The 25,790-nt window shown below is 73.1% G+C and carries 21 protein-coding genes; 13 read left to right on the top strand and 8 right to left on the bottom strand.

Going from position 1 to position 25,790, the window contains the following annotated elements:
* The first annotated feature begins 84 nt into the window (after positions 1-84).
* Entirely contained in the window at positions 85-1,110 is a 1,026-nt protein-coding gene (locus tag WAB15_RS10260) for an HAD-IIA family hydrolase (RefSeq protein WP_407286033.1), read from the top strand.
* A 106-nt stretch (positions 1,111-1,216) separates the two neighbouring features.
* Here the strand turns inward: WAB15_RS10260 and WAB15_RS10255 are convergent, their stop codons facing one another.
* Positions 1,217-2,110, bottom strand: coding sequence for a siderophore-interacting protein (locus tag WAB15_RS10255; RefSeq protein WP_407286032.1), 894 nt, complete (start codon positions 2,108-2,110; stop codon positions 1,217-1,219).
* An 88-nt stretch (positions 2,111-2,198) separates the two neighbouring features.
* Positions 2,199-3,224 carry an ABC transporter substrate-binding protein gene (locus WAB15_RS10250; RefSeq protein ID WP_399144500.1) on the bottom strand — a complete coding sequence of 342 codons (1,026 nt, stop codon included), beginning with the start codon at positions 3,222-3,224 and terminating at the stop codon, positions 2,199-2,201.
* Positions 3,225-3,380: 156 nt separating this feature from the next.
* Here WAB15_RS10250 and WAB15_RS10245 point away from each other — a divergent pair, with 156 nt between their 5' ends.
* The 3 genes from WAB15_RS10245 (at position 3,381) to WAB15_RS10235 (ending at position 6,413) form a co-directional block, all read left to right on the top strand.
* Entirely contained in the window at positions 3,381-4,361 is a 981-nt protein-coding gene (locus tag WAB15_RS10245; RefSeq protein ID WP_407286031.1) for a FecCD family ABC transporter permease, read from the top strand.
* Positions 4,358-5,443 (top strand): FecCD family ABC transporter permease, encoded by a 1,086-nt coding sequence (locus WAB15_RS10240; protein ID WP_399144498.1) that lies wholly within the window; start codon positions 4,358-4,360, stop codon positions 5,441-5,443. Before WAB15_RS10245 ends, WAB15_RS10240 begins: the two co-directional genes overlap by 4 nt.
* A gap of 121 nt (positions 5,444-5,564) precedes the next feature.
* Positions 5,565-6,413, top strand: a complete 849-nt coding sequence (locus tag WAB15_RS10235) for an ABC transporter ATP-binding protein (RefSeq protein WP_407286030.1) — start codon at positions 5,565-5,567, stop codon at positions 6,411-6,413.
* On the opposite strand, the gene WAB15_RS10230 is transcribed toward WAB15_RS10235, so the two are convergent.
* The gene (locus tag WAB15_RS10230) at positions 6,397-6,744 is read right to left on the bottom strand and encodes a sterol-binding protein (RefSeq protein WP_399144496.1); all 348 of its coding nucleotides are present in this window, start codon (positions 6,742-6,744) and stop codon (positions 6,397-6,399) included. The two genes, WAB15_RS10235 and WAB15_RS10230, sit on opposite strands and share 17 nt — an antisense overlap.
* A gap of 74 nt (positions 6,745-6,818) precedes the next feature.
* Here WAB15_RS10230 and WAB15_RS10225 point away from each other — a divergent pair, with 74 nt between their 5' ends.
* Genes WAB15_RS10225 through WAB15_RS10215 form a run of 3 tightly spaced genes read left to right on the top strand, consistent with a single transcriptional unit; the run spans position 6,819 to position 8,924 of the window.
* The gene (locus WAB15_RS10225; RefSeq protein ID WP_407286029.1) at positions 6,819-7,163 is read left to right on the top strand and encodes a hypothetical protein; all 345 of its coding nucleotides are present in this window, start codon (positions 6,819-6,821) and stop codon (positions 7,161-7,163) included.
* A 7-nt stretch (positions 7,164-7,170) separates the two neighbouring features.
* Positions 7,171-7,986, top strand: a complete 816-nt coding sequence (locus tag WAB15_RS10220) for a TlyA family RNA methyltransferase (RefSeq protein WP_393501446.1) — start codon at positions 7,171-7,173, stop codon at positions 7,984-7,986.
* Positions 7,983-8,924 (top strand): NAD kinase, encoded by a 942-nt coding sequence (locus tag WAB15_RS10215; protein ID WP_399144493.1) that lies wholly within the window; start codon positions 7,983-7,985, stop codon positions 8,922-8,924. The genes WAB15_RS10220 and WAB15_RS10215 overlap by 4 nt, the downstream gene beginning before the upstream one ends.
* Positions 8,925-8,966: 42 nt before the next feature.
* Here WAB15_RS10215 and WAB15_RS10210 read toward each other — a convergent pair whose 3' ends face one another.
* Complete coding sequence (locus WAB15_RS10210) at positions 8,967-10,508, bottom strand: S41 family peptidase (RefSeq protein ID WP_407286028.1); 1,542 nt, start codon at positions 10,506-10,508, stop codon at positions 8,967-8,969.
* Positions 10,509-10,529: 21 nt separating this feature from the next.
* Positions 10,530-11,879, bottom strand: a complete 1,350-nt coding sequence (locus WAB15_RS10205; protein WP_407286027.1) for an FtsX-like permease family protein — start codon at positions 11,877-11,879, stop codon at positions 10,530-10,532.
* A 151-nt stretch (positions 11,880-12,030) separates the two neighbouring features.
* On the opposite strand from WAB15_RS10205, the gene recN reads away from it, so the two are divergent.
* From recN to WAB15_RS10190, 3 genes are all read left to right on the top strand, one after another.
* Complete coding sequence (gene recN / locus WAB15_RS10200) at positions 12,031-13,782, top strand: DNA repair protein RecN (RefSeq protein ID WP_407286026.1); 1,752 nt, start codon at positions 12,031-12,033, stop codon at positions 13,780-13,782.
* 190 nt (positions 13,783-13,972) lie between these two features.
* Positions 13,973-14,764: a hypothetical protein gene (locus WAB15_RS10195; protein ID WP_399144489.1), complete on the top strand. Its 792-nt coding sequence runs from the start codon at positions 13,973-13,975 to the stop codon at positions 14,762-14,764.
* Positions 14,765-15,209: 445 nt separating this feature from the next.
* Entirely contained in the window at positions 15,210-16,373 is a 1,164-nt protein-coding gene (locus WAB15_RS10190; RefSeq protein ID WP_407286025.1) for a glycosyltransferase family 4 protein, read from the top strand.
* Between the two features lie 42 nt (positions 16,374-16,415).
* Here the strand turns inward: WAB15_RS10190 and WAB15_RS10185 are convergent, their stop codons facing one another.
* A complete protein-coding gene (locus tag WAB15_RS10185; protein WP_407286024.1) occupies positions 16,416-18,053 on the bottom strand; it encodes a PucR family transcriptional regulator in 1,638 nt (545 codons plus the stop codon).
* 238 nt (positions 18,054-18,291) lie between these two features.
* Positions 18,292-19,371 (bottom strand): LacI family DNA-binding transcriptional regulator, encoded by a 1,080-nt coding sequence (locus tag WAB15_RS10180; RefSeq protein WP_399144486.1) that lies wholly within the window; start codon positions 19,369-19,371, stop codon positions 18,292-18,294.
* A 142-nt stretch (positions 19,372-19,513) separates the two neighbouring features.
* Here WAB15_RS10180 and WAB15_RS10175 point away from each other — a divergent pair, with 142 nt between their 5' ends.
* Positions 19,514-20,578 carry a glycoside hydrolase family 16 protein gene (locus tag WAB15_RS10175; protein WP_407286023.1) on the top strand — a complete coding sequence of 355 codons (1,065 nt, stop codon included), beginning with the start codon at positions 19,514-19,516 and terminating at the stop codon, positions 20,576-20,578.
* Positions 20,575-21,759, top strand: a complete 1,185-nt coding sequence (locus WAB15_RS10170) for a beta-1,3-glucanase family protein (protein ID WP_407286022.1) — start codon at positions 20,575-20,577, stop codon at positions 21,757-21,759. Before WAB15_RS10175 ends, WAB15_RS10170 begins: the two co-directional genes overlap by 4 nt.
* 120 nt (positions 21,760-21,879) lie before the next feature.
* Here the strand turns inward: WAB15_RS10170 and WAB15_RS10165 are convergent, their stop codons facing one another.
* A complete protein-coding gene (locus tag WAB15_RS10165) occupies positions 21,880-23,682 on the bottom strand; it encodes a glycoside hydrolase family 15 protein (RefSeq protein WP_399144534.1) in 1,803 nt (600 codons plus the stop codon).
* 412 nt (positions 23,683-24,094) lie between these two features.
* Here WAB15_RS10165 and WAB15_RS10160 point away from each other — a divergent pair, with 412 nt between their 5' ends.
* The gene (locus tag WAB15_RS10160; RefSeq protein WP_384439624.1) at positions 24,095-25,750 is read left to right on the top strand and encodes a CTP synthase; all 1,656 of its coding nucleotides are present in this window, start codon (positions 24,095-24,097) and stop codon (positions 25,748-25,750) included.
* The last annotated feature ends 40 nt before the right edge of the window (positions 25,751-25,790 follow it).

Here is a 25,790-nt window from a genome sequence, read left to right as displayed (position 1 = left end):
CCCGCTCGGACGACGCGGAGCGCGCCCCCTTATGGTGCGCGGTGCGGTGTTCGTCCACATCATGGCAGCAAGGAGCGAGACGGCATGAACGAGCAGGTTCGCAGGTCGCCCGACGGGAGCCGGCGCCCGCTGAGCGAGGCGTACGACACGGCGCTGCTGGATCTGGACGGGGTCGTCTACGCCGGCGGACGGGCCATCGAGCATGCCGTCGCGTCGCTGATACGCGCGCGGGACGGCGGGATGCACCTGGCGTATGTGACGAACAACGCGGCCCGCACCCCGCAGGCCGTCGCCGACCAGCTGACCGGTTTCGGCCTGCCGACCGGTGCCGGCGATGTGATCACCTCGGCGCAGGCGGTGGCCCGGCTGATCGCCGAGCAGGTGCCGGCCGGCGCGCGGGTGCTCGCCATCGGGGGCGAGGGGCTGCTGGTGGCGCTGCGCGAGCGCGGTCTGGAGCCGGTCCGCTCCGCGGACGACGACCCGGCGGCGGTGGTGCAGGGCTACGACCCCACGCTGGACTGGGGGCGGCTGGCGGAGGCCGCGTACGCGGTGCAGCGCGGAGTGCCGTGGTTCGCGTCCAACACCGATCTGACCATCCCCAAGGAGCGCGGGATCGCCCCCGGCAACGGTGCGTTGGTGGAGGTGGTCCGGATCGCCGCGGGCGGGACGCCACAGGTGGCGGGGAAGCCGCAGCCGCCGATGCACCGGGAGACGGTGCTGCGGACCGGCGCCGAGCGGCCACTGGTGATCGGGGACCGGCTCGACACCGACATCGAGGGCGCCTGCAACGGCGGGGTCGACTCGCTGCTGGTCCTCACCGGCGTCACCACCGCCGCCGAACTGCTGGCCGCCCCGCCGCAGCACCGCCCGGCCTACGTGGACGCCGATCTGCGCGGGCTGCTCGCGCCCCAGCCGGAGGTGACCGAGCAGGACGGCGGCTTCCGGTGCGGCGGCTGGCGGGCCGAGGCGGTCGGCGACACGCTCGCCGTGACGGGCGCGGGCACCGCGCTGGACGGGCTGCGGGCGCTGTGCGCGGCGGCCTGGACGGCGGCGGGCGACGGTAGTTGCGGCGCGGACGCGGGCAAGGCGCTGGCGCGGATCGGGATGTGAGGGCGGGACTCTCAGGGAGCCGCCCGCCCCGGGCTCCGCGGGGTCCGGCGTAGCCCGGCCGTGCGGCACTGGTCCTCGACTTCCCGCGGAGCCCGGGCGTGCGGCCTCAGTCCTCGTCGTCGGCCGCCGCCGTGCCGGCCGTCAGCTCCGCGATCAGGTCCTCCTCGGTGGCGCCGCGCCGCCAGTAACCGGTGAACTTCACGGCCCTGCGGTCGATTCCGCGCTCGCCGACCAGGTGCCGGCGCACCGCCCTGACGGTCCCCGCCTCCCCGGCGATCCAGGCGTACGGCGTGCCGTCGGGCAACTCGGCGGCGCGCAGGGCGTCCAGTACCGGCTCGCCGTGCGCCGCGGCCGCCGGGTCGCCGACCAGCCAGGTGATCTCGGCGTCCGCGAAGGTCGGCAACTGCTGCCGGTCGTCCGCGTGACCGACCTCGATCCAGACCTTGGCCCGGGTGCCGGGGGAGAGCCAGGACAGGATGCCGGCGATCGCGGGCAGCGCGGTCTCGTCGCCGGTGATCAGGATCCAGTCGGTGCCGACCGGCGGGCGGAAGTCGACGCCGCCGTTGTCCCCGACGACCGGGGCGAGGACGGTCAGCCGGTCGCCGGGGCGGGCCTGGGCGGCCCAGCGGGAGGCCGGACCGCCGGCCGTGGCGGCGGCCTCGGGACCGGCGCCGTGCAGCGCGAAGTCGACATCGAACTCCCCCTCGTCGGGGCGCTGTTCGCGGATCGTGTACGAGCGCATCACCGGGCGCTCGGCCGGGTCCTGCGCGCGCCAGGCGGTGTACCAGCCCTCGCCCATGTCGTCGAAGACCGGCCGGTCCTGGTGGGGCTGCGGCAGGAAGAGCTTGAAGCGCTGGTCACGACCGCCGGACGCCAGCTCGTCGAGCCGGTCCCCGCCGAAGGTGACCCGCACCATGGAGGGGCTGATCCGCCGGGAGCGTACGACGTGCACATCGAAGAAGCGGAACGGCGCGGTGGCGGGGGCGGCGGTCGTGGTCATACGGGAACCTCCCGGGACGGTGGTGGGGTGGGGGAGCGGACGCGGCGGAACGCGGGTCCGGTGGGCACCGGTCCACCGCGCCCATACGTCAGTTGACCTTCTTGGCGCCCTCGATCGCCTTGGCCAGCGATTCGATCAGCGGCGCGGCGCCGGCGTAGGAGAAGCGCGGCTCGCTGGACCAGGGGGTGATCTGGCCGGCCTTGACGGCGGGGAGCTTGGCCCAGGAGGGCTTGGCGGTCAGGTCCTTGGGCTGGAGGGTGGCGGTCCGGTTGTCCAGCAGGAGCACGTCGGCCTTGTACTTGTCGGCGTTCTCCCAGCTCAGGCTCTCGAAGTAGCCGTCCTTGTCCAGGTGGTCGGGGACGATCAGGTCGACGCCGAGGGACTTGTAGTACATGAGGTCGGCGTTGACGCCGGGGTTGGAGGCGTAGAAGAGGTCGGGGCTGCCGGAGCAGGCGAGCACCTTGACCGGGTGGGACTTGGCGGCCCGGCGCAGCGCCTCGGAGGCCTTCTCGAAGCGGGCCTTGGCGTCGGTGACCTTCTTGGCCTTGAGGTCGGCGCCGAGCGACTCGGCCAGCTCGGCGTAGCGCTCGATGATCTTGACGAGCGGGACACGGGAGGAGGTGAGGGCGACGGACTCGGCCAGCTTGGCGATCTTGTCCTTGCTGTTGCCCGGCACGAACCACAGCGCGTTCGGCTCGTACATGTTGGTGACCAGCAGTTCGGGGCGCAGGCTCGCGTACTTCTCGACGTTGAACTGGTCGTAGGCGTTGCCGATGATGGTGACCTTGTCGACGTCGAGGTCGCCGGCCTGCGGGTCGGGCTTGCCGTTCTTGAGCTTGGTGGGTCCGAAGACGCCGACGATCTGGTCGTCGATGCCGAAGTCGTGCAGTGCGGCCGCGGTGCCGGTGAAGGCGACGATGCGCTGCGGGGTGCTCTTGAGGGAGACCTTCCGCTTGCGGTCGTCGGTGAAGGACCAGGGGCCGCCCTTGCCGCCGCCGGCACCCGCCGAGCCCTTGTCTCCACCGCACGCGGCGAGCAGGGCGCCGATGCCGACGGCTCCGCCCGCGGCGAGTATGCCGCGACGGGAGAGAGTTACGCTTCGGGAGGTGCTCATGGTGGGTGTGCTTCTCTCTGGGTAGGGCCTGCCGGGTGGGGGGAAGGGCCTGCGAGTTGGATGTGAGGGTAGGCTAACCTAACCACCGTGTTGGTTGACAGTCCCCCCGAAGCAGCAACGGCTCCGGCCTCCGCGGTACCCCGACGACGGAATGCGATGCGCTCCGCGGGGCTGCTCGCCTCCGTCGCCGTCCTGGCCGTCATCACCGTCCTCGGCATCGCCGTCGGCGCCAAGCAGATTCCTCTGGACCAGGTGTGGCACGGGGTGTTCCACTACTCCGGCTCCGACACCGACGTGGTCATCCGCGATGTGCGGCTGCCCCGCACCCTGCTCGGTCTGATCGTCGGCGCCGCCCTCGGCCTGGCCGGCACGGTCATGCAGGCGCTGACCCGGAATCCCCTGGCCGACCCCGGAGTTCTGGGCATCAACGCCGGAGCCTCGGCCGCCGTCGTCTCCGCCATCAGCTTCTTCGGCGTCACCTCACTGATCGGCTATGTGTGGTTCGCGTTCGCCGGCGCGGCGGTGGTCTCCGTCGCGGTGTACGTCCTCGGCGGCACCCGCGGCGCCACACCCGTACGCCTCGCCCTCGCCGGCACCGCCCTGACCGCGGTCCTCACCGGCTACCTCAACGCGGTCAACCTGATGGACACCGCGGCGCTGGACAAGATGCGCTTCTGGACGGTGGGTTCGCTGGCCGCCGCCACCCTGCCCACCGTCACGCAGATCGCGCCGTTCCTCGCGGCCGGCGGCGTCCTGGCACTGCTGATCGCCCGGCCGCTGAACGCGATCGCGCTCGGCGACGACCAGGCGCGGGCGCTCGGCGCCCGGTTGACCCGCACCCGGGTGCTGGCGATGCTCGCCGTCACCCTGCTGTGCGGCGGGGCGACCGCCGCCTGCGGCCCGATCGTCTATGTCGGCCTGATGGTTCCGCATGTCGTACGGGCCATCACCGGGCCCGACATGCGCTGGATCCTGCCGTACTCCGCGGTGCTCTCACCGGTGCTGCTGCTCGGCGCGGACGTCCTCGGGCGGGTCGTGGCGCGGCCCGGAGAGCTACAGGTCGGCATCGTCACGGCGGTCGTCGGCGGCCCGGTCTTCATCTATCTCGTACGGCGTCGGAGGATGGCCCAGCTGTGAGTACGACCGTCAAGCCCGGGCAGGGCCCCGGAAAGGCAAGCGGGACCGGGGCGGTCCGGGCCGTGCGGACGCGGGGCGGACTCTCGCTGCGCCTGGACGTGCGCGCCGTCGTCGTCGGACTGGTGCTGCTGGCCCTCGCACTGGCCGCCGGCATCGCGCTGATCGGCTCCGGCGACTACCCGATGACGCCGGGCGAGGTGGTCGCCACGCTGACCGGCGGCGGCGACGCCGGTCAGCAGTTCATCGTGCAGGACCTGCGGCTGCCGCGGGTGTTGGTGGGGCTGTCGGTCGGCGCCGCGTTCGGGGTCGCCGGGGCGGTCTTCCAGACCGTCACCCGCAACCCGCTGGGCAGCCCGGACGTCCTCGGCTTCGCCCAGGGCTCGTCCGTCGGCGCGCTGACCGTCATCGTCTACTTCCAGGCCGGGACCTTCGCGGTCGCCGCCGGCGCGGTCGTCGGCGGGGTCGCCACCGGACTCGCCATCTTCCTGCTCGCCTGGAAGGGCGGCATCCACGGCTACCGCTTCGTGCTCGTCGGCATCGGAGCCAGCGCCATGCTCTACGCGATGGTGCTCTACCTCATGACCAAGGCGAACATCGTCGAGGCGACCCAGGCCACCACCTGGATGACCGGATCCCTCAGCGGCCGCGACTGGGACCAGGTCTGGCCGCTGGCCGCCGTCTGCGTCGTCTGCCTGCCGCTGGTGTTCTTCTACGGGCGGCCGCTGCGGATGCTGGAGATGGGCGACGACGCCGCCTGCGCGCTGGGCGTTCGGGTCGACCGGGTCCGCGTCGTGGTGCTGCTGGCCGCGGTCGTGCTCGTCGCCTCCGCCACCGCGGCGGCCGGGCCGATCGCCTTCGTCGCGCTCACCGCGCCCCCACTGGCGCGGCGGCTCACCCGCTCACCCGGCCCCAACCTGGTGCCCGCCGCCCTGATGGGCGCCGTACTGCTGGTCGCGGCGGACTGGTCGTCACAGCAGATCTTCGGCGCCGACCAGCTGCCGGTGGGCGTGCTGACCGGCGTCCTCGGCGGCGGCTATCTGCTGTGGCTGCTGGCCACGGAGCGCCGGGCGGGGCGGATATGACATACGGCGGGGCGGGCCGGGCGGGCCCGAGGCGGTGCCTTTGGGCCGGTGCGCGTCCACCGGCACCGGACCGACGGCCGCCGGGCAGCAGCAGCGACACGACAACACCAGGAGTTTCGAAGTGAGCCGTCTCACGGCCGAGAACGTCACCCTCGCCTACGACCAGCGGGTCATCGCCGAGAACCTCTCGGTCGCCATCCCCGACCGGTCCTTCACGGTCATCGTCGGCCCGAACGCCTGCGGCAAGTCCACGCTGCTGCGCGCCCTGTCGCGGATGCTCAAGCCGGCCGCCGGATCGGTGCTGCTGGACGGCTCCGCGATCTCCTCGCTCCCGGCCAAGAAGGTCGCACGGACGCTGGGGCTGCTGCCGCAGTCGTCGACGGCCCCGGACGGCATCACGGTCGCGGACCTGGTGGCGCGCGGCCGCTACCCGCACCAGGGACTGCTGCGGCAGTGGTCCGCCGACGACGAGCGGATCGTCCAGGAGTCGATGGCGGCGACCGGCGTCGGCGCGCTGGCCGACCGCTATGTCGACGAGCTGTCCGGCGGGCAGCGGCAGCGGGTGTGGATCGCGATGGCGCTGGCTCAGCAGACGCCGCTGTTCCTTCTGGACGAGCCGACGACATACCTGGACATCCAACACCAGATCGAGGTGCTGGACCTGTGCGCGGAGCTGCACGAGGAGCAGGGGCGCACGCTGGTCGCGGTGCTGCACGACCTCAACCACGCCGCCCGTTACGCCACCCACCTGATCGCCATGAAGGACGGTGCGGTCATCGCCGAGGGCGCGCCGGCCGACATCGTCACGGCGGAGCTGGTGGAGCGGGTCTTCGGACTGAGCTGCCAGGTCATCGACGATCCGGAGACCGGGACGCCGCTGGTGGTGCCGGCGGCGCGGAAGCCGCGTACGCCGCGTGCGGGCGCCGGGGCGGCGACCGGGAAGAGCGCGGCGACTACAGCAGCGTCCTGAGGCGCAGCAGGTCGCGCAGGCCGGCCTCCAGCTTGACGCGGCCGCTGCCCCAGGCCTTGGCGAAGTTCAGCCGCCCGTCGACCAGCGCGACCAGATCGTCGCCGGCCATCGTCAGGCGGATCTCGGCCTTGCTCGGCGGCGGGCCGGGGACGCTGGTCACGCCCTGGATGGTGCCGCCGGCCAGCCGCCCGAGGAACGTCACATCGAGGTCCGTGATGCGGCAGCTGAGCGAACGGTCGAGTGCGGCGGCGCTGCGGACGCTGCCGTCAGCCGAGGACAGGTTCTGGGCCAGCCGGTCGAGCGCGGCACGGCACTGGTCGAGAGTTGCCATCGTGACCGACGATACGCCAGGTCGCGGGCGGCTCGTTCGTCCGCGACCCCGTTCGTCGGGGTAGCGTCGGGGGCATGGAAGAGCCGACGTCCGGCCCGGAGCCGGAGGTCCCCGCGGGGGCCGCGGGGAGCGAGCCAGCGGAGCCCGTAACACCGGGGGAGCCCGAGACCCCCGGGGAGCCCGAGACCCCGACCGCGCCCGCCGGGCCGCGGCCGCTGGGGGTGGGGGTGGTGCCCACCGGCCAGGCAGCGGTCGACGCCGGGCTGCGCCGACTCGCCGACGCCGATCACCTCCCGTCGAGCGGGCACCTCCAGGTGTACGAGGATGTGCACCGTGGGCTGCGCGATGTGCTGGCCGGTCTCGACCAGCACCCCGGGCCGCCCGCCCCTTCCTCGACGACGCACGACAACAGGAGCTGAACCACAGGTGGCAGGAGTGGCACGACGCCGACTCGACGCGGAGCTGGTGCGCCGCAAGCTGGCCCGTTCGCGGGAGCACGCGAGCCAGCTGATCGCCGCGGGCCGGGTGACCGTCGGCGGTGCGACCGCGACCAAGCCGGCCACCCAGGTGGAGACCAGCGCGGCCGTGGTCGTACGCGCCGACGAGAGCGACCCCGACTATGTCTCGCGCGGTGGCCACAAGCTCGCGGGGGCCTTCGCCGCCTTCGTGCCGCGCGGCCTGAAGATCGAGGGCCGGCGGGCGCTGGACGCGGGCGCCTCGACCGGTGGCTTCACCGATGTGCTGCTGCGGGCCGGCGCCGGTCATGTCGTCGCCGTCGACGTCGGATACGGACAGCTCGCCTGGTCGCTGCAGAGCGATGAGCGGGTCACCGTGAAGGACCGCACCAACGTACGCGAGTTGACGCTGGAGCAGATCGACTCCCGGCCCGTCGACCTGATTGTCGGCGATCTCTCCTTCATCCCGCTGGGGCTCGTCCTGCCCGCACTGGTGGGCTGCGCGGCCCCGGACGCGGACCTCGTGATGATGGTCAAGCCGCAGTTCGAGGTCGGCAAGGAGCGGCTGGGCAGCGGCGGCGTCGTGCGCAGCGCGGAGCTTCGGGCGGAGGCGGTGCGCGCCGTCGCGAACCGGGCGGCCGAACTGGGACTTGGCGTACTTGGAGTAGTTGCCAGCCCGCTGCCTGGACCTTCCGGGAATGTCGAGTACTTTCTGTGGCTGCGCGCCGGGGCGCCTGCACTCGACCCGGCGGACGTCGACCGTGCAGTGGCGGAGGGGCCTCGTTGACCACTACCCAGGCAGTTGAAGGCAGCGCAGCACACGAGAACACCGGAGCCGAGCGGACGGTGTTCCTGCTCGCACACACCGGCCGCCCCGCGGCCATCCGCAGCGCCGAACTCGTCGTCCAAGGGCTGCTGCGCAGCGGGATCGGCGTACGGGTGCTGGCGGAGGAGGCCGCGGATCTGCCGCTGCCGCCGGAGGTCCAGCGCGTCGACTCCGAGCAGTGCGCCGCCGAGGGCTGCGAACTGCTGGTGGTCCTGGGCGGCGACGGCACGCTGCTGCGCGGCGCGGACTTCGCCAGGACGTCCGGGGTGCCGATGCTCGGCGTCAACCTCGGCCGGGTCGGCTTCCTCGCGGAGGCCGAACGCGATGACCTCGACAAGGTCGTCGACCGGGTCGTCACCCGGGCCTACGAGGTCGAGGAGCGGATGACGCTCGACGTCCTGGTCCGCAACAACGGCAGTGTCGTGCACACCGACTGGGCCCTCAACGAGGCGTCGGTGGAGAAGGCCGCACGCGAGCGGATGCTGGAGGTGGTGACGGAGGTCGACGGGCGGCCCGTCTCGCGCTTCGGCGGCGACGGCGTGGTCTGCGCGACCCCGACCGGTTCGACCGCGTACGCCTTCTCGGCAGGCGGTCCCGTGGTCTGGCCCGAGGTCGAGGCCCTGCTGATGGTCCCGATCAGCGCGCACGCCCTCTTCGCCAAGCCGCTGGTCACCTCGCCCCGCTCCGTCCTCGCGGTCGAGGTACAGCCCAAGACCCCGCACGGGGTGCTGTGGTGCGACGGCCGCCGCAGCGTCGAACTCCCCGCCGGCGCCCGCGTCGAGGTCCGCCGCGGCGCCGTCCCCGTACGCCTGGCGCGTCTGCATCATGCCTCCTTCACGGATCGTCTGGTCGCCAAGTTCGCCCTCCCGGTGGCGGGGTGGCGGGGGGCGCCTCACTAGGGGCACCGGGGCCCGCCCGGTGCGGGCCCCACCCGGGGCGCCTCAGCGACGGCCCCCTGGGGCCGGGTGGGCGAGGAACTCCCGGGCGCGGGTGAGAGCGGAGTCGCGCCGGGCGGAGAGCTCCTCGTCGGTGAAGACCGGGGTGGGGATGGCCGGGGGTATGCCCGGACCGTCGAAGGTGCGACCGTCGGCGGTCAGGAATTCCTCGTTGGGCAGGCCGAAGGTCCAGCCGTTCGGGAGCCTGCGGTCCAGAATGTCGGAGAAGACGCCCTGGGTGTTCTCGCCGATGCGGGTGGGGGCCGGGGAGCGGCCCATCAGGGACTGGGTGAAGGTCTCACCCGCGCTGATGGTCAGCCGGCCGGTGAGGAACGCTATCGGGCCGGTGTAGACCGGGCCGTGATACGGGCGGATGCGGGCCGGCTGGGGGGTGGTGAACCTGCCCGGGTCGCGCGGGTCGTTGCGCGCCCGCTTGCGGTAGGCGAGATAGGGGCGGTCGGTCAGCCGGGAGGCGATGCGCAGGCCGAGGGGATCGGCACCGCCGCCGTTGAGCCGTACATCGATGATCAGGCCGCGCAGCGCCGTCGGACCCTGTGTACGGGCCCTGGTGAACACCGAGTTCAGGGCGCGGTCGAGCTCGGCCGTATCGCCGGCGTAGTCACCCTTGGCGGTGTAGCCGGCGAACTGGGTGACACGGAAGTAGCCGATGCGGCCGGGGAGATCGGCGTAGGACAGCTTGCCCTGGGCCCAGTGCCGCTGGACGGCGCCCGGGCCGAGGTTCGCGGCGAGCGCCTTGTCGATACGGCCGGTGGAGTCGGGGGTGGGCAGGACGGTACCGGGGCGCTTGCCCGCGAACCACCGGTCGGGGCCCGCCACGACCCTGGTGTGCGCGTCGTGCAGCGGCTCGATCATCTTCCGGAACACCGCGAGGAGTTCGTCGTCGGTGGTCTTTGCGGTGATACGGGGGCGGTAGCGGTCGCGGACCGCCACCCAGTCGATCTTCTTCGCGCGGAAGAAGGGGTAGTTCTCGGCATAGGTCTGCCACAAGACGTCGAAGGCCGCCCGGGGGTCGCGCGACGGGCGCTGTGTGCAGCGGGCCGGCAGGGCGTCGACGCGGTGCAGCGAGCGCCGGCCGACGTTGTCCTCCACACTCAGCCGGGCGCGGCCGGCGCCCGCCGGGGCCACGGTGATCGGGGTCGAGTCCGGGACCGCGAAGCGGCTGCGGCCGGCCGCGTCCGGGTCGCCGGCGCGGGTGCCCGTGACGGCCCCGGGAAGGCAGCTCCCGGCGGTGGTCTCATACGTCTGCAGGCTGCGGCCCTTGATCGTGACGAGGGTGCCATAGCCGTCCATCCGCCAGACGCCCTCCAGCGAGGAGGCCGAGGTGCGGTCGGACCGGTCCGCGGTGGCGTCATGTGGGGCGGCGCCGCCGTCCGGGCCGGAGCGGTCCGCGCGGGGCGGACCGCCACAGGCCGCGGTGGCGGTCAGTGCGGCGGAGACGGCCACCGCGGCGAGCAGCAGCGGCGAGCGGCACAGGCGCCTGGGGTGGCCGGGCCGGGATCGGTGGTCGGTGCCGGGTCGGTCGTTCATAGGGACGTACCTCATGGTGGGTCAGGCCGCGGCCAGGGTTTCCGCGGCGCGGCGGCGCAGGTTGATGTGGACGGGCAGGCCGGTGGCGAGCAGCGCGAGCAGCAGGGTGCCGCCGGCTATCGCGCCGGCCGTCGTCCAGGGCAGATACGGCAGCGCGTCGCCGAACGCCTTCTGCAGCAGCGGGGCGAGGGTGAACAGCGCGATGGCCGTGCCGAGAACGAGGGCGGTGCCCGCGACGACGGCCGCCTCCCAGGCGGCCATCGCCCGCACCTGGCGCGGATGCGAGCCGACCAGGCGCAGCAGCGCCAGATCGCGACGCCGCTCGGCGGTGATCATGGCCAGGGTGTTGGCCGCGGCGATGGCGGCGAAGCCCGCGTAAAGACCCGTGCCGATGTAGTCCAGCCACACCTCGCCGGCCGGGCCGGCGGATCCGGTCCGGTGCTGGGCGGTGGTGTGCACCGCGATCTTCGTCGTGCCGAACGCCACCACCAGGACCAGCGGGACGACGGCGGCGGAGAAGCGGCGGGACTGCGTCGTGACGTTCTGCATCGCCAGCTCGGCGGCGCTGCCGAACCGGCCGATCAGCCGGGACACCAGCCAGGCGGCCGGACCGATGAGACGCGGCCCCAGCAGCCCCACACCCACGCAGAAGAGCAGCAGCACCAGGAAGGCCCCCTGGCCGGCCTCCTCCGCGGACTGGCCGGCGAGCAGCCGGGAGAGGATCACGCCGCCCGCCATCGCCGCGAGCCCCAGGGGAAGCCTCAGCCATCCCAGCTTGCGTCGGCCCGCCGCCGCCTCCTGGAGCGCACGCGCGGGGCGTAGCGCCGCGAACCGGCTCGCCGCGAGCACTCCGGCGATCGCGGAGGTCACCACCGCCACCGCCAGGCACACCGGCAGCGCGGCCCAGCTGAACCGGAAGGGAACCTCGCGGGGAACGAGGCCGTGGCCGACCATCCCGTCGAACCACCAGCGCGCCGGCACACCGCCCAGTGCCCAGCCGGCGAGCGCCGAAGGGACGGCGGCCGCCACCGCCTGCGCGGCGGTCGCCCGCCGGATCTGCCAGGGGCGGGCGCCGATCGCCCGCAGCATCGCGAACTCACGATGCTGCTGGGCCACGGCCGTGCCCATCGTCGAGGCGACCACGAAAATCGACATATAGACCGAGCCGAGGAGCAGGACGATGGCCATGTCCCCGACGCCGTGGGCCGCCATCGCCTGCCGCGCGGCGGGCGGAACGCCCTCCGCGCCCGTCGCGGTCAGCATCGTCATCGAGGCGCCGAGCACGGTCGCGGCGAACAGCGTCGCCACCGCCGTCCCCGTGAACGCGGGCCGGTGACCCCGCAGCGCCGCCCGCGCCAATCCGCTGGACATGAGCACACCTTTCGTTTCGCACTGTGATCAGCGTGCTGGCTGAGCGTGATCACGCACCATGAGGAATCCACCCGTCTTTCGGTGGGGTTTTCCGCAGTACGGGGCGAACGAGGAAGGGGGAGGCCGTCGCGGGGCGCCCCCCGGACCTCGTATGGTCTTATCCGTGTTGGAGGAGATGCGGATCCGGTCCCTGGGCGTCATTGACGACGCCGTTGTCGAGCTGTCCCCGGGCTTCACGGCGGTGACCGGCGAGACGGGCGCGGGCAAGACCATGGTCGTCACCAGCCTCGGCCTGCTGCTCGGCGGCCGCGCCGACCCCGCCCTGGTGCGGATCGGCGCCAAATCGGCGGTGGTGGAGGGCAGGATCAGCGTCGGCGCCCAAGCCCCCGCCGCGATACGGGCCGAGGAGGCCGGCGCCGAGCTGGACGACGGAGCGCTGCTGATCAGTCGTACGCTCTCCGCCGAGGGCCGTTCACGCGCCCACGTGGGGGGCCGCTCCGTACCGGTCGGGCTCCTGGGGGAGTTGGCCGACGACCTGGTCGCCGTGCACGGACAGACCGACCAGCAGGGCCTGCTGCGGCCGGCCCGCCAGCGCCAGGCCCTGGACCGCTACGCCGGCGACGCGGTCGCCGTCCCGCTCGCCAAGTACACCGCCGCCCACCGCAGGCTGCGCGCCGTCGCCACCGAGCTGGAGGAGCTGACCACACGGGCCCGGGAACGCTCCCAGGAAGCCGATCTGCTGCGCTTCGGCCTCGACGAGATCGCGGCGGCCGAACCGCAGCCCGGTGAGGACACCGACCTGGCCGCCGAGGCCGAGCGGCTCGGGCACGCCGAGGCGCTGGCCTCCGCCGCGACCGCCGCGCACGCCGCGCTGGCCGGCAACCCCGAGGACCCCGAGGGCGTCGACGCCACCACCCTGGTCGCCGGCGCGCACCGCGCACTGGAGGCCGTACGAAGCCACGACCAGGAGCTCGCCGCGCTCGCCGAGCGGCTCGGCGAGATCGGCATCCTGATGGCGGACGTGGGGGGCGAGCTGGCCAGTTACGCCGACGGCCTGGACGCCGACCCGTTGCGGCTCGCCGCGGTCGAGGAGCGCCGCGCCGCCCTGAACCACCTGACCCGCAAATACGGCGAGGACATCGCGGCGGTTCTGGCGTGGTCGGAGCAGAGCGCCGGCCGGCTCGCCGAACTGGACGGCGACGACGACCGGATCGGTGAGCTGACCGCGGAGCGCGATGCGCTCCGGGCCGAACTGGGCGAGCTGGCCCAGGCGTTGACCGATGCCAGGACGGCGTCGGCGGAGCGATTCGCGGCCGCGGTCACCGCCGAACTCGCCGAACTCGCGATGCCGCACGCCCGTGTGACCGTCGAGATCCGCCAGATCGAGGTCGCCGAGGACGCCGACGGCATCGAGGTGGGCGGCCGCACCGTGGCCTACGGACCGGCCGGTGCCGACGAGGTCGAACTGCTCCTCGCCCCGCACCCGGGGGCACCGCCCCGGCCGATCGCCAAGGGGGCCTCCGGCGGTGAGCTGTCCCGGGTGATGCTCGCCGTCGAGGTGGTCTTCGCCGGCTCCGACCCCGTACCGACGTACCTCTTCGACGAGGTCGACGCGGGCGTCGGCGGCAAGGCGGCCGTCGAGGTCGGCAGGCGGCTGGCCAGGCTCGCGAAGTCGGCGCAGGTCGTGGTCGTCACGCACCTTCCGCAGGTCGCGGCCTTCGCGGACCGGCAGCTGCTGGTGGCGAAGACGAACGACGGCTCGGTCACCAGGAGCGGTGTCACCGTCCTGGAGGGCGAGGAGCGGGTCCGCGAACTCTCCCGGATGCTGGCCGGCCAGGAGGACTCCGAAACGGCCCGCGCACATGCGGAGGAACTGCTCGAAACGGCGCGCAAGGGTAGCTAACGGAGGCACCCGCCAACCCCGGACGGCGAGGAGCCCCGGCCGGTGAGCGAACGCACTTCGCGCCCCTTGCGCACCGCCGGCCCGGACACAGGCGCCCACTCGCCCGCATACACCTCGGGGCGGGACGTTACGGACACCGCCTAGGGTTGCGGCAGTTGAGCGCGGCACGGTGCCGGGCGAGGGGAGCGACATGGCGGCGGTGGCAGGCGGCAAGGTGCTGGGGCGGATCTCGGCGCTGCTCGGGGCGGCGGGGGCGACACGGGCCGCATACGGCGCGCTGAGGAACCGTCCGCCCGGTGGCGCCGTCCTGTGGGAGCGCAAGAACTACGCCGGTCGGACCGTGAACCTGTACGCGGGGCTCGCGACGACCGCCGGCACCGCGCTCGCCGCCGCCACCGCGCCGGGCCTGCCCGCCCGTACCCGGACCGCGACGGCGCTGGCCGTATTGGCCGCCGGGGGCTGTGGGGCGTACGACGACGTCTTCGGTGCGGACGACCCCCGGCGCGGCTTCCGGGCGCACCTCTCGGCGCTGCGGGAACGCGAGGTCACCAGTGGGGCGGTGAAGCTGTTCGGGATCGGTGCCGCCGGGCTCGCGGCCGGGGCTCTGCTGAAGGAACGCCCGGCCGACAAGCTGCTGGCGGGCGTGGTGATCGCGGGCTCGGCCCATCTGGTGAACCTCCTCGACGTCCGGCCGGGCCGGGCGGCCGGCGCCGTACTGGCCATCGGGGCCCCCGGCCTGCTGCGGCGCGGACCCGGGGGAGCGCTGTCCGCCGCCCCCATGGGCGCCGCGGCCGCCGTCGCCGGGGACGACCTGGGCGAGCGCACCATGCTCGGGGACGCCGGAGCGCATGCGCTCGGCGCGGCCCTCGGCCTCGCCATCGTGACGGCGAACGACCGCCGCGGACTGGCCGCACACGCCGCCGGGCTGATCGCCGCCGCGGCCGCGGGGAACCGCGTCAGCCGGGCGGCCGCGGCGCTCTGACACCGCGCGTCCCTCCCTGGAAGGTCGATCGGCCGTCGGTCGGCCATCAGTCGATCGATCGTCTCTACGGACGGAGGCCGGGTGCGCCCCGGGGAACGGCGTACGCGCCCCGTATCGCCGCGGTGGGCGCACTCCGGAGGGGCGACTCACCCATAGGGACCGTTGACTCACGCGGGCGGTTTGTCGCCCATGTGGGTGATCCGGTGGGCGCTGGGGTGAGACTTCCCACCGGAACGGCGGGCGGACGGTGCCGAATTGACGCCGCCGGGCTGGCATCCTGGGGCGCGGTGCGCAGTTCCGCGTGCGTCCGCCGTGCCGCCGCCCGTCCGTCCGGGTGGGCCGGTGGTCGCCCGGACGTGTGCCGGTGTGTCCCGCAGCAGGGGGCCGACCTGCCGGTTCGGTCCCTCCGACCCCCGCCCCGACTCGAACCAGGAGCCCCGCTCACGTGATCAGCACCCCGACCTCGACGCACGGGCTGTCGCCGCTGCGCACGGTCCAGGTGCTGGGGCACGGCAGCGCAGGCAGCGCGGCACATGTCCGTTCGCTGGCCGAAGGGCTGGTCGCGCGGGGCGTACGGGTGACCGTCTGTGCCACACCGGAAGCCGAGGCGGCCTACGACTTCACCGGCGCCGGGGCGCGGTTCGTGGACGTTCCGCCGCGGACGGATCCCGCGAGTGTGGCGCTGCTGCGCAGCGCGTGCTGGGATGCCGACCTCGTCCATGCGCACGGCCTGCGGGCCGGTCTGCGCGCCTCGATGGCACTGCGCGGACTGCGCGGCCCCAGGGGAGGGCGACGGGTTCCCCTGGTCATCACCTGGCACACCAAGGCGCACACCGAGGGCGCGCGGGCCGGGCTGGTGCATCTGATGGAACGGCGGGTGGCGCGGGCCGCCGCCGTGGTTCTGGGCGCCTGCTCCGACCTCGTGGACCGGGCGCGCGAGCGGGGCGCCCGCGACGCACGGCTCGCGCCGGTCGCGATTCCGCGCCCCCGGTCCGGTGACGCGCCGGCCGAGTCGGAGGAGCAGGACCGGACGCGCCACAAGGAGCGCGCCGAACTGGGCGCGGTGGACCGCCCGCTGCTGCTCGCGGTCGGCCGCCTCGACCGCAGCCAGGGCCATGACCTGCTGCTGGACGCGGCGCACGCGTGGTGCGCGCTCGATCCGCAGCCGCTGGTGGCCATCGCGGGGGAGGGCGACCAACGGGCCGCGCTGCAGCGGCGGATCGACACCGAGCAGCTCCCCGTCCAGCTGCTGGGCCGCCGCGACGATGTGCCCGAACTGCTCGCCGCCGCCGATCTGGTGGTGCTGCCCAGTAGGTGGGAGGCCCGCTCGCTGATCGCCCAGGAGGCGCTACGCGCCGGGGTGCCACTGGTGGCCACCGACACCGGGGGCACCCGCGAACTGGTCGGCCGGGCCGCGGAACTGGTCCGATACGGGGACGCCACCGCCATGGGCCGTTCCGTACTCGCGCTGCTCGGCGATCCCGCGCGCCGGGACGCGCTCGCGGCCGCCGGCCGTCTCCAGGCGACCGGCTGGCCGAGCGAGAACGACACCGTCGCCCAGGTACTCAGCGTCTACGACGAGCTGACGCAGTCGGTTCAGCCCCTCTAGGGTCCGTCCGAGGTCAGGTTCGGACAGACCCTGGGCGCGCCCTCACGTCTTGTCCGTATGGCGCCGGGCGCGCAGGGCCAGCCGCAGGCCCAGCACCGTCTGCGGGTCGTCCAGGTCCGTGCCCAGTAGTTGGGCGATGCGGGCCAGTCGGTCGTACAGGGTCTGGCGGTTGACGTTCAGGTCGCGGGCGGTCTCCGCCTTGCGGCCGGCGCTGGCCAGATAGGCCTCCAGCGTGGGCAGCAGCGGTTGGCGGGCGCCGCGGTCGTGGGCGAGCAGGGGGCCGATGGCACGCTCCACGAAGTCGGTGAGCACACCCTGTTCGCCGTGTTCGCGCATCCGCCACAGCAGCAGCTCGATGTCGAGCCGGCGCGCGTCGTACCAGGGCTGTTCCGGCAGGCCCTGGGCCGCGGCCGCGGCCTGTGCCGCGTGCCGCAGGCCGTGGCCCGCCGCCGCCCAGTCGCCGGCCGTGCCGACGACGACCACCGGGCGGTGCGCCGTCGGCCGGTCCAGGCCCGCGCGGACGACGCCGGCCCGCAGCGCCTCGGCGATCCGGTCGGCGAGCGCCTCGCGGTCCTGGCCGGCGCGCAACGCCACGAGCACCGGGACCCTGCCCTCCACAGGACGTACCCCGAGGAGCACAGGCGCCCCGGGGGCGGCGAGCTCTTCCCGCAGGGCCTGGGCGAGCACGGCCCAGCTGCCGGGGGTGGGCAGGCCGGCGGGCAGCCGCATGACCACCGGGACGACGGGGTCCGAGCCGGGGCGGAAGCCCAGCAGGCGGGCCTGCGCGGGCGCCTCGGCCGCGGAGATCCGGCCCTCCGCCAGGTCGGCGAGGAAATCGCCGCGTCCCCGGGCGGCGAGCACCTCCTCCTGGCGGGACTGGAGCATGACGACGGCGAGCAGGTCGGCGGCGCGCTCGGCGGCGATCCGGTGCACCGGCGCCACGGGGGCGTTGACGGGCAGCAGGACGAGGCGGGCGCGGACCGCGTCGGGGCCGTGGCCGCCGCCGGGCACATCGATGCGTACGCCGCTGTCGCGCAGGCCCTCCCAGGCCAGCAGGGGGTCGGCGTCCGCGGGCCCGCCGCCCTCGGCGCCGGTTTCCGGGCCCGCCGCGTACAGCGGGCTGCCGTCGGGGGCCTCCAGGCAGAGCGGGTTGCCGGTGAAGACGGCCAGCAGCCGCAGCACCTCCGGGGCACCGCCGCCGCGCAGCAGGACGTCCGTACAGCGGCGCAGGATCTCGTCGGCGCGCCGCAGCAGCGCGTAGTGGCTGTTGATGATCTCGGTGTGGATCGCCTCGGTCACCGTGACGTACGGGACCTCGCGATGCAGCTGGATCAGCGGCAGGCCGCAGTCCCGGGCGGCGTCGACCAGCGCCGAGGGCAGGGATTCGAAACGAGAGCCCAGTTCCACGACGAGAGCGGCGATCTCGCGGTCCGCGAGCTTGCGGATGAAGGCCCGCTGCTCGGCGGGCCGGGCACCCAGCCCCAGGCCGGTGGTCAGCAGCAGCTCGCCGCCCTTGAGCAGCGAGGCGATATGCGGGACCTCGCCCGCGTGCACCCAGCGCACCGCGCGGTCCAGCCGGTCCCCGCCGGCCAGCACCTCCGGCAGCCCGCGCCGCAGTGCGGGCAGCTCCAGCGCCCTGCGTACCGTGATCTCGGCTTCGATCTGTGCTTCCGGCCCCATGGCGAGGAACGGTACCCGTAGTCCGCTATCCGGAGTCGCACGATGCGGCGCGTGGGCGGGCGCCTGGGGGTGCGTCGGACCGGTCGGGGACGATCCAGCCAGGGACGATCCGACCGCTACGCACCAGTCACCCGGCCGGGCACCGGCACTGGGCAGGCCCCCGTCGCCCCGCCCCCCACCACCCACTCCCGCCCCTCACCATTCACTCCCGCCCGTCACCCCTCCCTTCCCTCCCCCGTCACGTCGACTCCCGCACCACCAACCGCGCCTCCGTGATCACCGGCGCGAGCTCCACCGCGCCCGCCGCCTCCGCTCCCTCGGCCCCGCCCGCCCTGCGCGGATCCAGCAGCCGCAGCAGCAACCCGGCCATCAGCCGCCCCATCTCCTCCACGTCCTGGCGGACCGTGGTCAGCGGGGGATCCGCCCAGGCCGCCGGCTCCAGGTCGTCGTAGCCGACCACGGCCACATCGTCGGGGACCCGGTGCCCGCGCGCCCGCAGCGTGCGCAGGGCGCCGTTCGCCATCAGGTCGGAGCAGGCGAAGACGGCGTCCAGGTCCGGAGCCGCGTCGAGGAGCCGCGCCATGGCGCGTTCGCCGCCCTGCGCGGTGAACCCGCCGTCCGCGATCAGCCGGGGGTCCGGCTCCGCCGCGCCCAGCGCCTCCCGGTAGCCGTCGAGGCGGTCCAGCGCCGAGGTCTGGTCGAGCGGCCCGGTGATCACCGCTATCCGGCGGCGGCCGCGGTCGAGCAGATGGCGTACGGCCTGACGGGCCCCGTCGCGGTTGTCGGTGTCGACATACAGCAACGGCGCTGCCCGCGGTGCCCGGTCGGCGCCCGCCCAACCGGGCCGGCCACCGTAGACGGTGGGCAGTCCGGCGCGCTCGGCCATGGCGGGCAGCGGGTCGTCGCGGTGCAGCGAGAACATCAGCGCGCCGTCGACATGGCCGGCCGACAGATAGCGGCCGATGCGGTCGTAGTCGGTGCGGTGCTCGACGAACATCAGCAGGAGCTGGGTGTCGGCGGCGGCCAGCGCGCGGCTGATGCCGCGGAGTTGGCGGCCGAAGAAGGGATCGGTGAAGACCCGGGTCTCCGGCTCCGCGATGACCACGGCGACCGCTCCGGTGCGGCGGGTGACCAGTGTGCGGGCCGCGCTGTTCGGTACGTAGCCCAGCTCGCGCACCGCCTGTCGGACCCGTTCCTGGACCACCGCCCGTACGCCCGCACCGCCGTTGACGACGCGGGACACCGTCGCGCGGGAGACCCCGGCGCGTGCCGCGACCGCCTCCAACGTCGGCCGTGGCCCGTTCGGCTCAGACACCATCGAACTCCTTTTTCCACGCGGTGACTTGACGGTGTGCCGTCGAGTCGGCAGGGTTCACAGCACACGATATGAGAGCGCTCTCACGCCGGGTACCCCCCACGGAACTCCTCACGACCCCCCACTGTGCCGAGGAGAGAATGTCATGAGCATGAGAAGGCGGTCCGGCATACGGGCCGGATACCTCACCAGAGCGGTGCTCTTCACCGCGAGCGCCGCACTCGCCACCACCTGTGCCCTCACCCTCCCGACGGCCTCCGCGGCGTCGGACGTGCCGTCCCGAGCCAAGGCCGAGGGCGCCCCCGTGCGCTTCGAGGAAGTCTGGCGTACGGACTTCGACGGCGCCGCCGGATCGCGCCCCTCCGCCGACGACTGGATCACCGACACCGGTACCGGCTACCCGGGCGGCCCCGCCAACTGGGGCACCGGTGAGCGCCAGACCTACACCGATCGCCCCGAGAACCTCCAGCTCGACGGCGCCGGCCACCTCAAGATCACCGCGCTGAAGGACGGCGCCGCCTGGACCTCGGGCCGTATCGAGTCCCGGCGCACCGACTTCGCCGCCCCGGCCGGCGGCAAGCTGCGGATCGAGGCGCGCATCCGGATGCCCGACGTCTCCGGTGCCGACGCGCTCGGCTACTGGCCGGCCTTCTGGACGCTGGGTGCCGAGTACCGGGGCAACTACTGGAACTGGCCGGGCATCGGCGAGTTCGACATCATGGAGAACGTCAACGGGATCAACAAGGTCTGGGGCGTGCTGCACTGCGGCGTCAACCCCGGCGGGCCCTGCAACGAGACCCAGGGCAAGGGCAACTCCCGCGCCTGCCCGGACAGCGCCTGCCAGGCCGGCTTCCACACCTACGCGCTGGAGCTCGACCGCACCGACGGCGCCGCGGAGTCGCTGAACTGGTACGTCGACGGCCAGCGGTTCCACACCGTCGGCGCCTCCGAGATGGACGCCGACACCTGGGCCAAGGCCACCCACCACGGCCACTTCCTGCTGCTCAACCTCGCGATGGGCGGCGCCTTCCCGGACGGCGTCGCCGGCTCGGCCACCCCCACCGACGCCACCCGGTCCGGCGGCTCGCTGCTCGTCGACCATGTCGCCGTCTCCGTGCAGCAGTCCGCGAAGGCCCGTACGGCCGACCGGACCGGCGCCGCGCCCGCCCCCACCGACCAGCGCACCACCCCGCAAGGAGTCAACTCGTGATCACTCGCCGCAGCCTGCTCGGCGGCCTCGCCGCCGGCGCCGCGACCGCCTCCGGAATCGCCCTGGCCGGCCGCGCGATCGGCACGCCCGCCCCGACCGCGGCCCGCCGGTCCGCCCGCTCCGCCGCCTCGATGCCCCTGCACATCGTCAACGACTCCGGCGAGTACGCCCATTCCTCGGTCTGGATCTATATCGTCGGCAACGACGGCAGCCAGCAGGTGCATGTCACCCCGGACGGTGAGCTCAAGCCCGTCGCGCTGGCCGACAACGGTTCGGACGGCTTCACCGACTACGCCATACCGCTCGCCGCCGGCCGCACCACGACCCTCCAACTGCCCCAGATGTCCGGCCGGATCTACACCGCGCTCGGCGGCAAGCTGAAGTTCAAGGCCGTCGAGGACGGCAACGGCAAGGCCGCGCTCGCCTATCCGGCGGGCTGGGTCTCCGGCGACCCCAACTACGACGTACTGCACGACTGCGCGGAGTTCACGTACAACTCCGGCGGGATGTACTGCAACACCACCATGGTCGACATGTTCAGCGTCCCGCTGGCGATCAAGCTCTCCGGAGCCAAGGAGCAGGCCACCGGCACGCTCAAGGACGGCGCCCGCGCCAAGGTCTTCTCCGACGTCCGGGCCGCCGAGGGCTTCGACCGCCTGGTCATCGACGACCGGCGGGTGATCGCCCCCGGCCACGGCCTGGACAGCGGGCTGTTCGCCAAGGACTACCTCGCCCCGGCCATCGACGAGGCCTGGTCCGCCTATGAGGCCAAGGACCTGACCGTCACCACCGACGCGGGCACCTTCACCGGCCGGGTCGGCGGCGGCCGGCTCGCCTTCACCGGCCCCAAAGAGGTCTCCTTCGACAAGCCCTCCACCCGCGACGTCCTCTTCTGCGACGGCACCCTCGCCGCCCCCAACGACGGCACCACCGGCCCGGTGGCCGCCATCCTGGGCGCCGCCCTCAACCGCTCCACCCTGGCCTCGCACGCCGGCCAGCCCACCACCGATCCGGCCGCCTTCTACCAGCAGCGGCTGACCAACCACTACGCCAAGGCCATGCACGCCGCGACCCGCGACGGCAAGGCCTACGGCTTCGCCTTCGACGACGTCGCCGGCTTCGCCTCGTACATCGAGGACGGCGCCCCGAAGGAGATCACCCTCACGCTGACCCCGTTCTGAGCCCCGGCCGGACCGGGACCCCGGTGGCACGCCCCACCCCGGCCCACCGGCACCCGCGCGCAAAAACGGTGCCGCCCCCGAAGACTCCGGGGGCGGCACCGTACGGTCCGGAAGCCGCCGCTACCCGCCGTAGGCCCCGCTGGCCGTCAGCCGCAGCGCGGTGTCGATCAGCGGAACGTGGCTGAACGCCTGCGGGAAGTTGCCCACCTGGCGCTTGAGCCGGGGGTCCCACTCCTCCGCCAGCAGGCCCAGGTCGTTGCGGAGCGAGAGCAGCTTCTCGAAGAGCTTGCGGGCCTCGTCCACCCGGCCGATCATCGCCAAGTCGTCGGCGAGCCAGAACGAGCAGGCCAGGAACGCCCCCTCGTCGCCCTCCAGGCCGTCCACGCCGACGCCCTCGCCGGCCGTCGGATAGCGCAGCACGAAGCCGTCCTCGGTGCCCAGCTCCCGCTGGATCGCCTCGATCGTGCCGATGACGCGCTTGTCGTCCGGCGGCAGGAAGCCCATCTGCGGGATCAGCAGCAGCGAGGCGTCCAGCTCCTGCGAGCCGTAGGACTGGGTGAAGGTGTTGCGTTCCTTGTCGTAGCCCTTCTCGCAGACGTCCCGGTGGATCGTCTCGCGCAGGTCCTTCCAGCGCTCCAGCGGGCCGTCGACGTCCCCGGACTCGATCAGCTTGACCGTGCGGTCGACCGCGACCCAGGTCATGACCTTGGAGTGGACGAAGTGCCGGCGCGGTCCGCGGACCTCCCAGATGCCCTCGTCCGGCTCGTCCCAGTGCTTCTCCACCCACTGGATCAGCTTGAGCTGCAGCAGCGAGGCGTAGTCGTTGCGGGCCAGACCCGTCATATGGGCCAGATGCAGCGCCTCGGTGACCTCGCCGTAGACATCGAGCTGGAGCTGGCCGGCGGCGCCGTTGCCGACCCGCACCGGGCGGGAATTCTCGTACCCGGGAAGCCAGTTGAGCTCGTTCTCGCCCAGCTCCCGCTCGCCGGCGATGCCGTACATGATCTGCAGGTTGTCCGGGTCGCCGGCCACCGCCCGCAGCAGCCACTCCCGCCAGGCCCGCGCCTCTTCGCGGTAGCCGGTGCGCAGCAGGGAGGACAGGGTGATCGCCGCGTCCCGGAGCCAGGTGAAGCGGTAGTCCCAGTTGCGGACGCCGCCGATGCACTCCGGCAGCGAGGTCGTCGGCGCCGCCACGATCCCGCCGGTCGGCGCGTACGTCAGCGCCTTGAGCGTGATCAGCGAGCGGACCACCGCGTCACGGTAGGGGCCGTGGTACGTGCAGTGCTCGACCCACTCGCGCCAGAACTCCTCGGTGGCCTCCAGCGACCCCTCGGGGTCCGCCACGGCCGGCTGCTGGTGGTGCGAGGGCTGCCAGCTGATCGTGAAGGCGATCCGCTCGCCCGGCGACACGGTGAAGTCGGAGAACGTCGTCAGGTCCTTGCCGTAGGTCTCCGCCTCGGTGTCCAGCCACACCGAGTCCGGGCCGGCGACCGCGACCGTACGGCCGTCGATCTTGTGCACCCACGGCACGACCCAGCCGTACGCGAACCGCATCCGCAGCTCCGAGCGCATCGGGACGCGTCCGCTGACGCCTTCCACGATGCGGATCACCTGCGGTGCGCCGTCGCGCGGCGGCATGAAGTCGATCACTCGGACGGTACCGCGCGGAGTGTCCCACTCGGATTCCAATACGAGTGAATCGCCGCGATAGCGCCGGCGGTCCGCCGGCCGCGGTTCGGCACCGTTGACCGGCCCGATCCGCCAGAAACCGTGCTCCTCTGTGCCCAGCAGCCCTGCGAAGACCGCCGGCGAGTCGAAGCGGGGCAGGCACAGCCAGTCGACCGTCCCGTCCCTGCACACTAGAGCGGCGGTTTGCATATCGCCGATAAGTGCGTAGTCCTCGATGCGCCCGGCCACGTGCATCTCCCGTCGAACTGGAGTCACGCCCCCCATGGGACGTTGTGAATCGGTCCGTCCTGCCCATGAAACGTCGCCGAGCAGCGGGACCGGAAATCGGGCGGGGGTGGTGCCTTCCCGGACGGCTCGTTGCGAGTGTCCGAGCAGGATACGACGCACGCGGGTGATCCGCGCGACGCTCGCGACGAGTGAGGTGCTCCGATCGGGTGGCCTCCATCACGTGACACGGTCAAGTATGGGCCGCTCGGGATTGCCGCTGCGTGGCCGGGAGCGACCATGCCCGGTCGCTGATAGCCTGGTACCCCGTGGACCGGTGGGCACGAGAACCCCCGAACCGCAGCGACGGCACCCCTGAAAACTCCGGACGGCGCCGCCTCGCACCTCTCCACCTCGCGACCACGGGAGCTCCCTCTTGGCCATGCCGCCCAAATCCTCGACGACCAAGCACCTCTTCGTCACCGGGGGCGTCGCCTCCTCGCTCGGCAAGGGGCTCACCGCCTCCAGCTTGGGTGCCCTCCTGAAGGCGCGGGGCCTGCGGGTCACGATGCAGAAGCTCGACCCGTACCTGAACGTCGACCCCGGCACGATGAACCCGTTCCAGCACGGCGAGGTCTTCGTCACCAACGACGGTGCCGAGACCGACCTGGACATCGGCCACTACGAGCGGTTCCTCGACGTCGACCTCGACGGCTCGGCGAACGTGACCACCGGCCAGGTCTACAACACCGTGATCGCCAAGGAGCGCCGCGGTGAGTACCTCGGCGACACCGTGCAGGTCATCCCGCACATCACCAACGAGATCAAGCACCGCATCCGGCGGATGGCGACCGAGGACGTCGACGTCGTGATCACCGAGGTCGGCGGCACGGTCGGCGACATCGAGTCGCTGCCGTTCCTGGAGACCGTCCGCCAGGTCCGCCACGAGGTCGGCCGGGACAACGTCTTCGTCGTGCACATCTCGCTGCTCCCCTACATCGGCCCGTCCGGTGAGCTGAAGACCAAGCCGACCCAGCACTCGGTCGCGGCGCTGCGCAACATCGGTATCCAGCCCGACGCGATCGTGCTGCGCGCCGACCGTGAGGTGCCCACCGCCATCAAGCGCAAGATCTCGCTGATGTGCGACGTGGACGAGGCCGCGGTGGTCGCCGCCATCGACGCCCCGTCGATCTACGACATCCCCAAGGTGCTGCACGCCGAGGGCCTGGACGCCTACGTCGTGCGCAAGCTGGACCTGCCGTTCCGCGACGTGGACTGGACCCAGTGGGCGGACCTGCTCGACCGCGTCCACAACCCCGACCACGAGGTCAAGGTCGCGCTGGTCGGCAAGTACATCGACCTGCCCGACGCCTACCTCTCGGTCACCGAGGCGCTGCGCGCCGGCGGCTTCGCGAACAAGGCCCGGGTCAAGGTCAAGTGGGTCGCCTCCGACGACTGCAAGACCCCGGGAGGCGCCGCCGCCCAGCTCTCCGACTGCGACGCGATCTGCATCCCCGGCGGTTTCGGCGACCGCGGTGTGGACGGCAAGGTCGGCGCGATCACCTACGCCCGTGAGAACCGCGTCCCGCTGCTGGGCCTGTGCCTGGGCCTGCAGTGCGTGGTCATCGAGGCGGCCCGCAACCTGGCCGGAATCGAAGGTGCCAACTCCACCGAGTTCGACCCGGCCGCCGCTCACCCGGTGATCTCCACGATGGCCGAGCAGATGGACATCGTCGCAGGTGAGGGCGATATGGGTGGCACGATGCGGCTCGGTATGTACCCGGCCAAGCTGGCCGAGGGCTCGATCGTCCGCGAGGTCTACGGCGACCAGCCGTACGTCGAGGAGCGCCACCGCCACCGCTACGAGGTCAACAACGCCTACCGCGGTGAGCTGGAGAAGAAGGCCGGTCTGCAGTTCTCCGGCACCTCGCCGGACAACAAGCTCGTCGAGTACGTCGAGTACCCGCGCGAGACGCACCCCTACCTGGTCGCCACCCAGGCGCACCCGGAGCTGCGCTCCCGTCCGACCCGCCCGCACCCGCTCTTCGCCGGGCTGGTGAAGGCCGCGGTCGCGCGGAAGACGGGCGCCGCGAAGTAGGCGACGCGACGCGGATACGGTTGCCGGGGTACGGCCTCCT

The sequence above is a fragment of the Streptomyces sirii genome, assembly GCF_045690365.1.
GTDB lineage: Bacteria > Actinomycetota > Actinomycetes > Streptomycetales > Streptomycetaceae > Streptomyces > Streptomyces sirii.
This window is presented reverse-complemented; position numbering and strand designations above follow the sequence as displayed.

What these genes read in the sequence shown, in the direction of transcription:
- WAB15_RS10180 (WP_399144486.1), bottom strand. Translation starts at nt 19,371, where the DNA reads ATGGTGTCTGAGCCGAACGGGCCACGGCCGACGTTGGAGGCGGTCGCG.
- WAB15_RS10230 (WP_399144496.1), bottom strand. Translation starts at nt 6,744, where the DNA reads ATGGCAACTCTCGACCAGTGCCGTGCCGCGCTCGACCGGCTGGCCCAG.
- WAB15_RS10260 (WP_407286033.1), top strand. Translation starts at nt 85, where the DNA reads ATGAACGAGCAGGTTCGCAGGTCGCCCGACGGGAGCCGGCGCCCGCTG.
- WAB15_RS10185 (WP_407286024.1), bottom strand. Translation starts at nt 18,053, where the DNA reads ATGGGGCCGGAAGCACAGATCGAAGCCGAGATCACGGTACGCAGGGCG.
- WAB15_RS10255 (WP_407286032.1), bottom strand. Translation starts at nt 2,110, where the DNA reads ATGACCACGACCGCCGCCCCCGCCACCGCGCCGTTCCGCTTCTTCGAT.
- WAB15_RS10205 (WP_407286027.1), bottom strand. Translation starts at nt 11,879, where the DNA reads ATGTCCAGCGGATTGGCGCGGGCGGCGCTGCGGGGTCACCGGCCCGCG.
- recN (WP_407286026.1), top strand. Translation starts at nt 12,031, where the DNA reads ATGGTCTTATCCGTGTTGGAGGAGATGCGGATCCGGTCCCTGGGCGTC.
- WAB15_RS10175 (WP_407286023.1), top strand. Translation starts at nt 19,514, where the DNA reads ATGAGCATGAGAAGGCGGTCCGGCATACGGGCCGGATACCTCACCAGA.
- WAB15_RS10245 (WP_407286031.1), top strand. Translation starts at nt 3,381, where the DNA reads ATGCGCTCCGCGGGGCTGCTCGCCTCCGTCGCCGTCCTGGCCGTCATC.
- WAB15_RS10165 (WP_399144534.1), bottom strand. Translation starts at nt 23,682, where the DNA reads ATGCACGTGGCCGGGCGCATCGAGGACTACGCACTTATCGGCGATATG.
- WAB15_RS10160 (WP_384439624.1), top strand. Translation starts at nt 24,095, where the DNA reads ATGCCGCCCAAATCCTCGACGACCAAGCACCTCTTCGTCACCGGGGGC.
- WAB15_RS10195 (WP_399144489.1), top strand. Translation starts at nt 13,973, where the DNA reads ATGGCGGCGGTGGCAGGCGGCAAGGTGCTGGGGCGGATCTCGGCGCTG.
- WAB15_RS10225 (WP_407286029.1), top strand. Translation starts at nt 6,819, where the DNA reads ATGGAAGAGCCGACGTCCGGCCCGGAGCCGGAGGTCCCCGCGGGGGCC.
- WAB15_RS10250 (WP_399144500.1), bottom strand. Translation starts at nt 3,224, where the DNA reads ATGAGCACCTCCCGAAGCGTAACTCTCTCCCGTCGCGGCATACTCGCC.
- WAB15_RS10210 (WP_407286028.1), bottom strand. Translation starts at nt 10,508, where the DNA reads ATGAACGACCGACCCGGCACCGACCACCGATCCCGGCCCGGCCACCCC.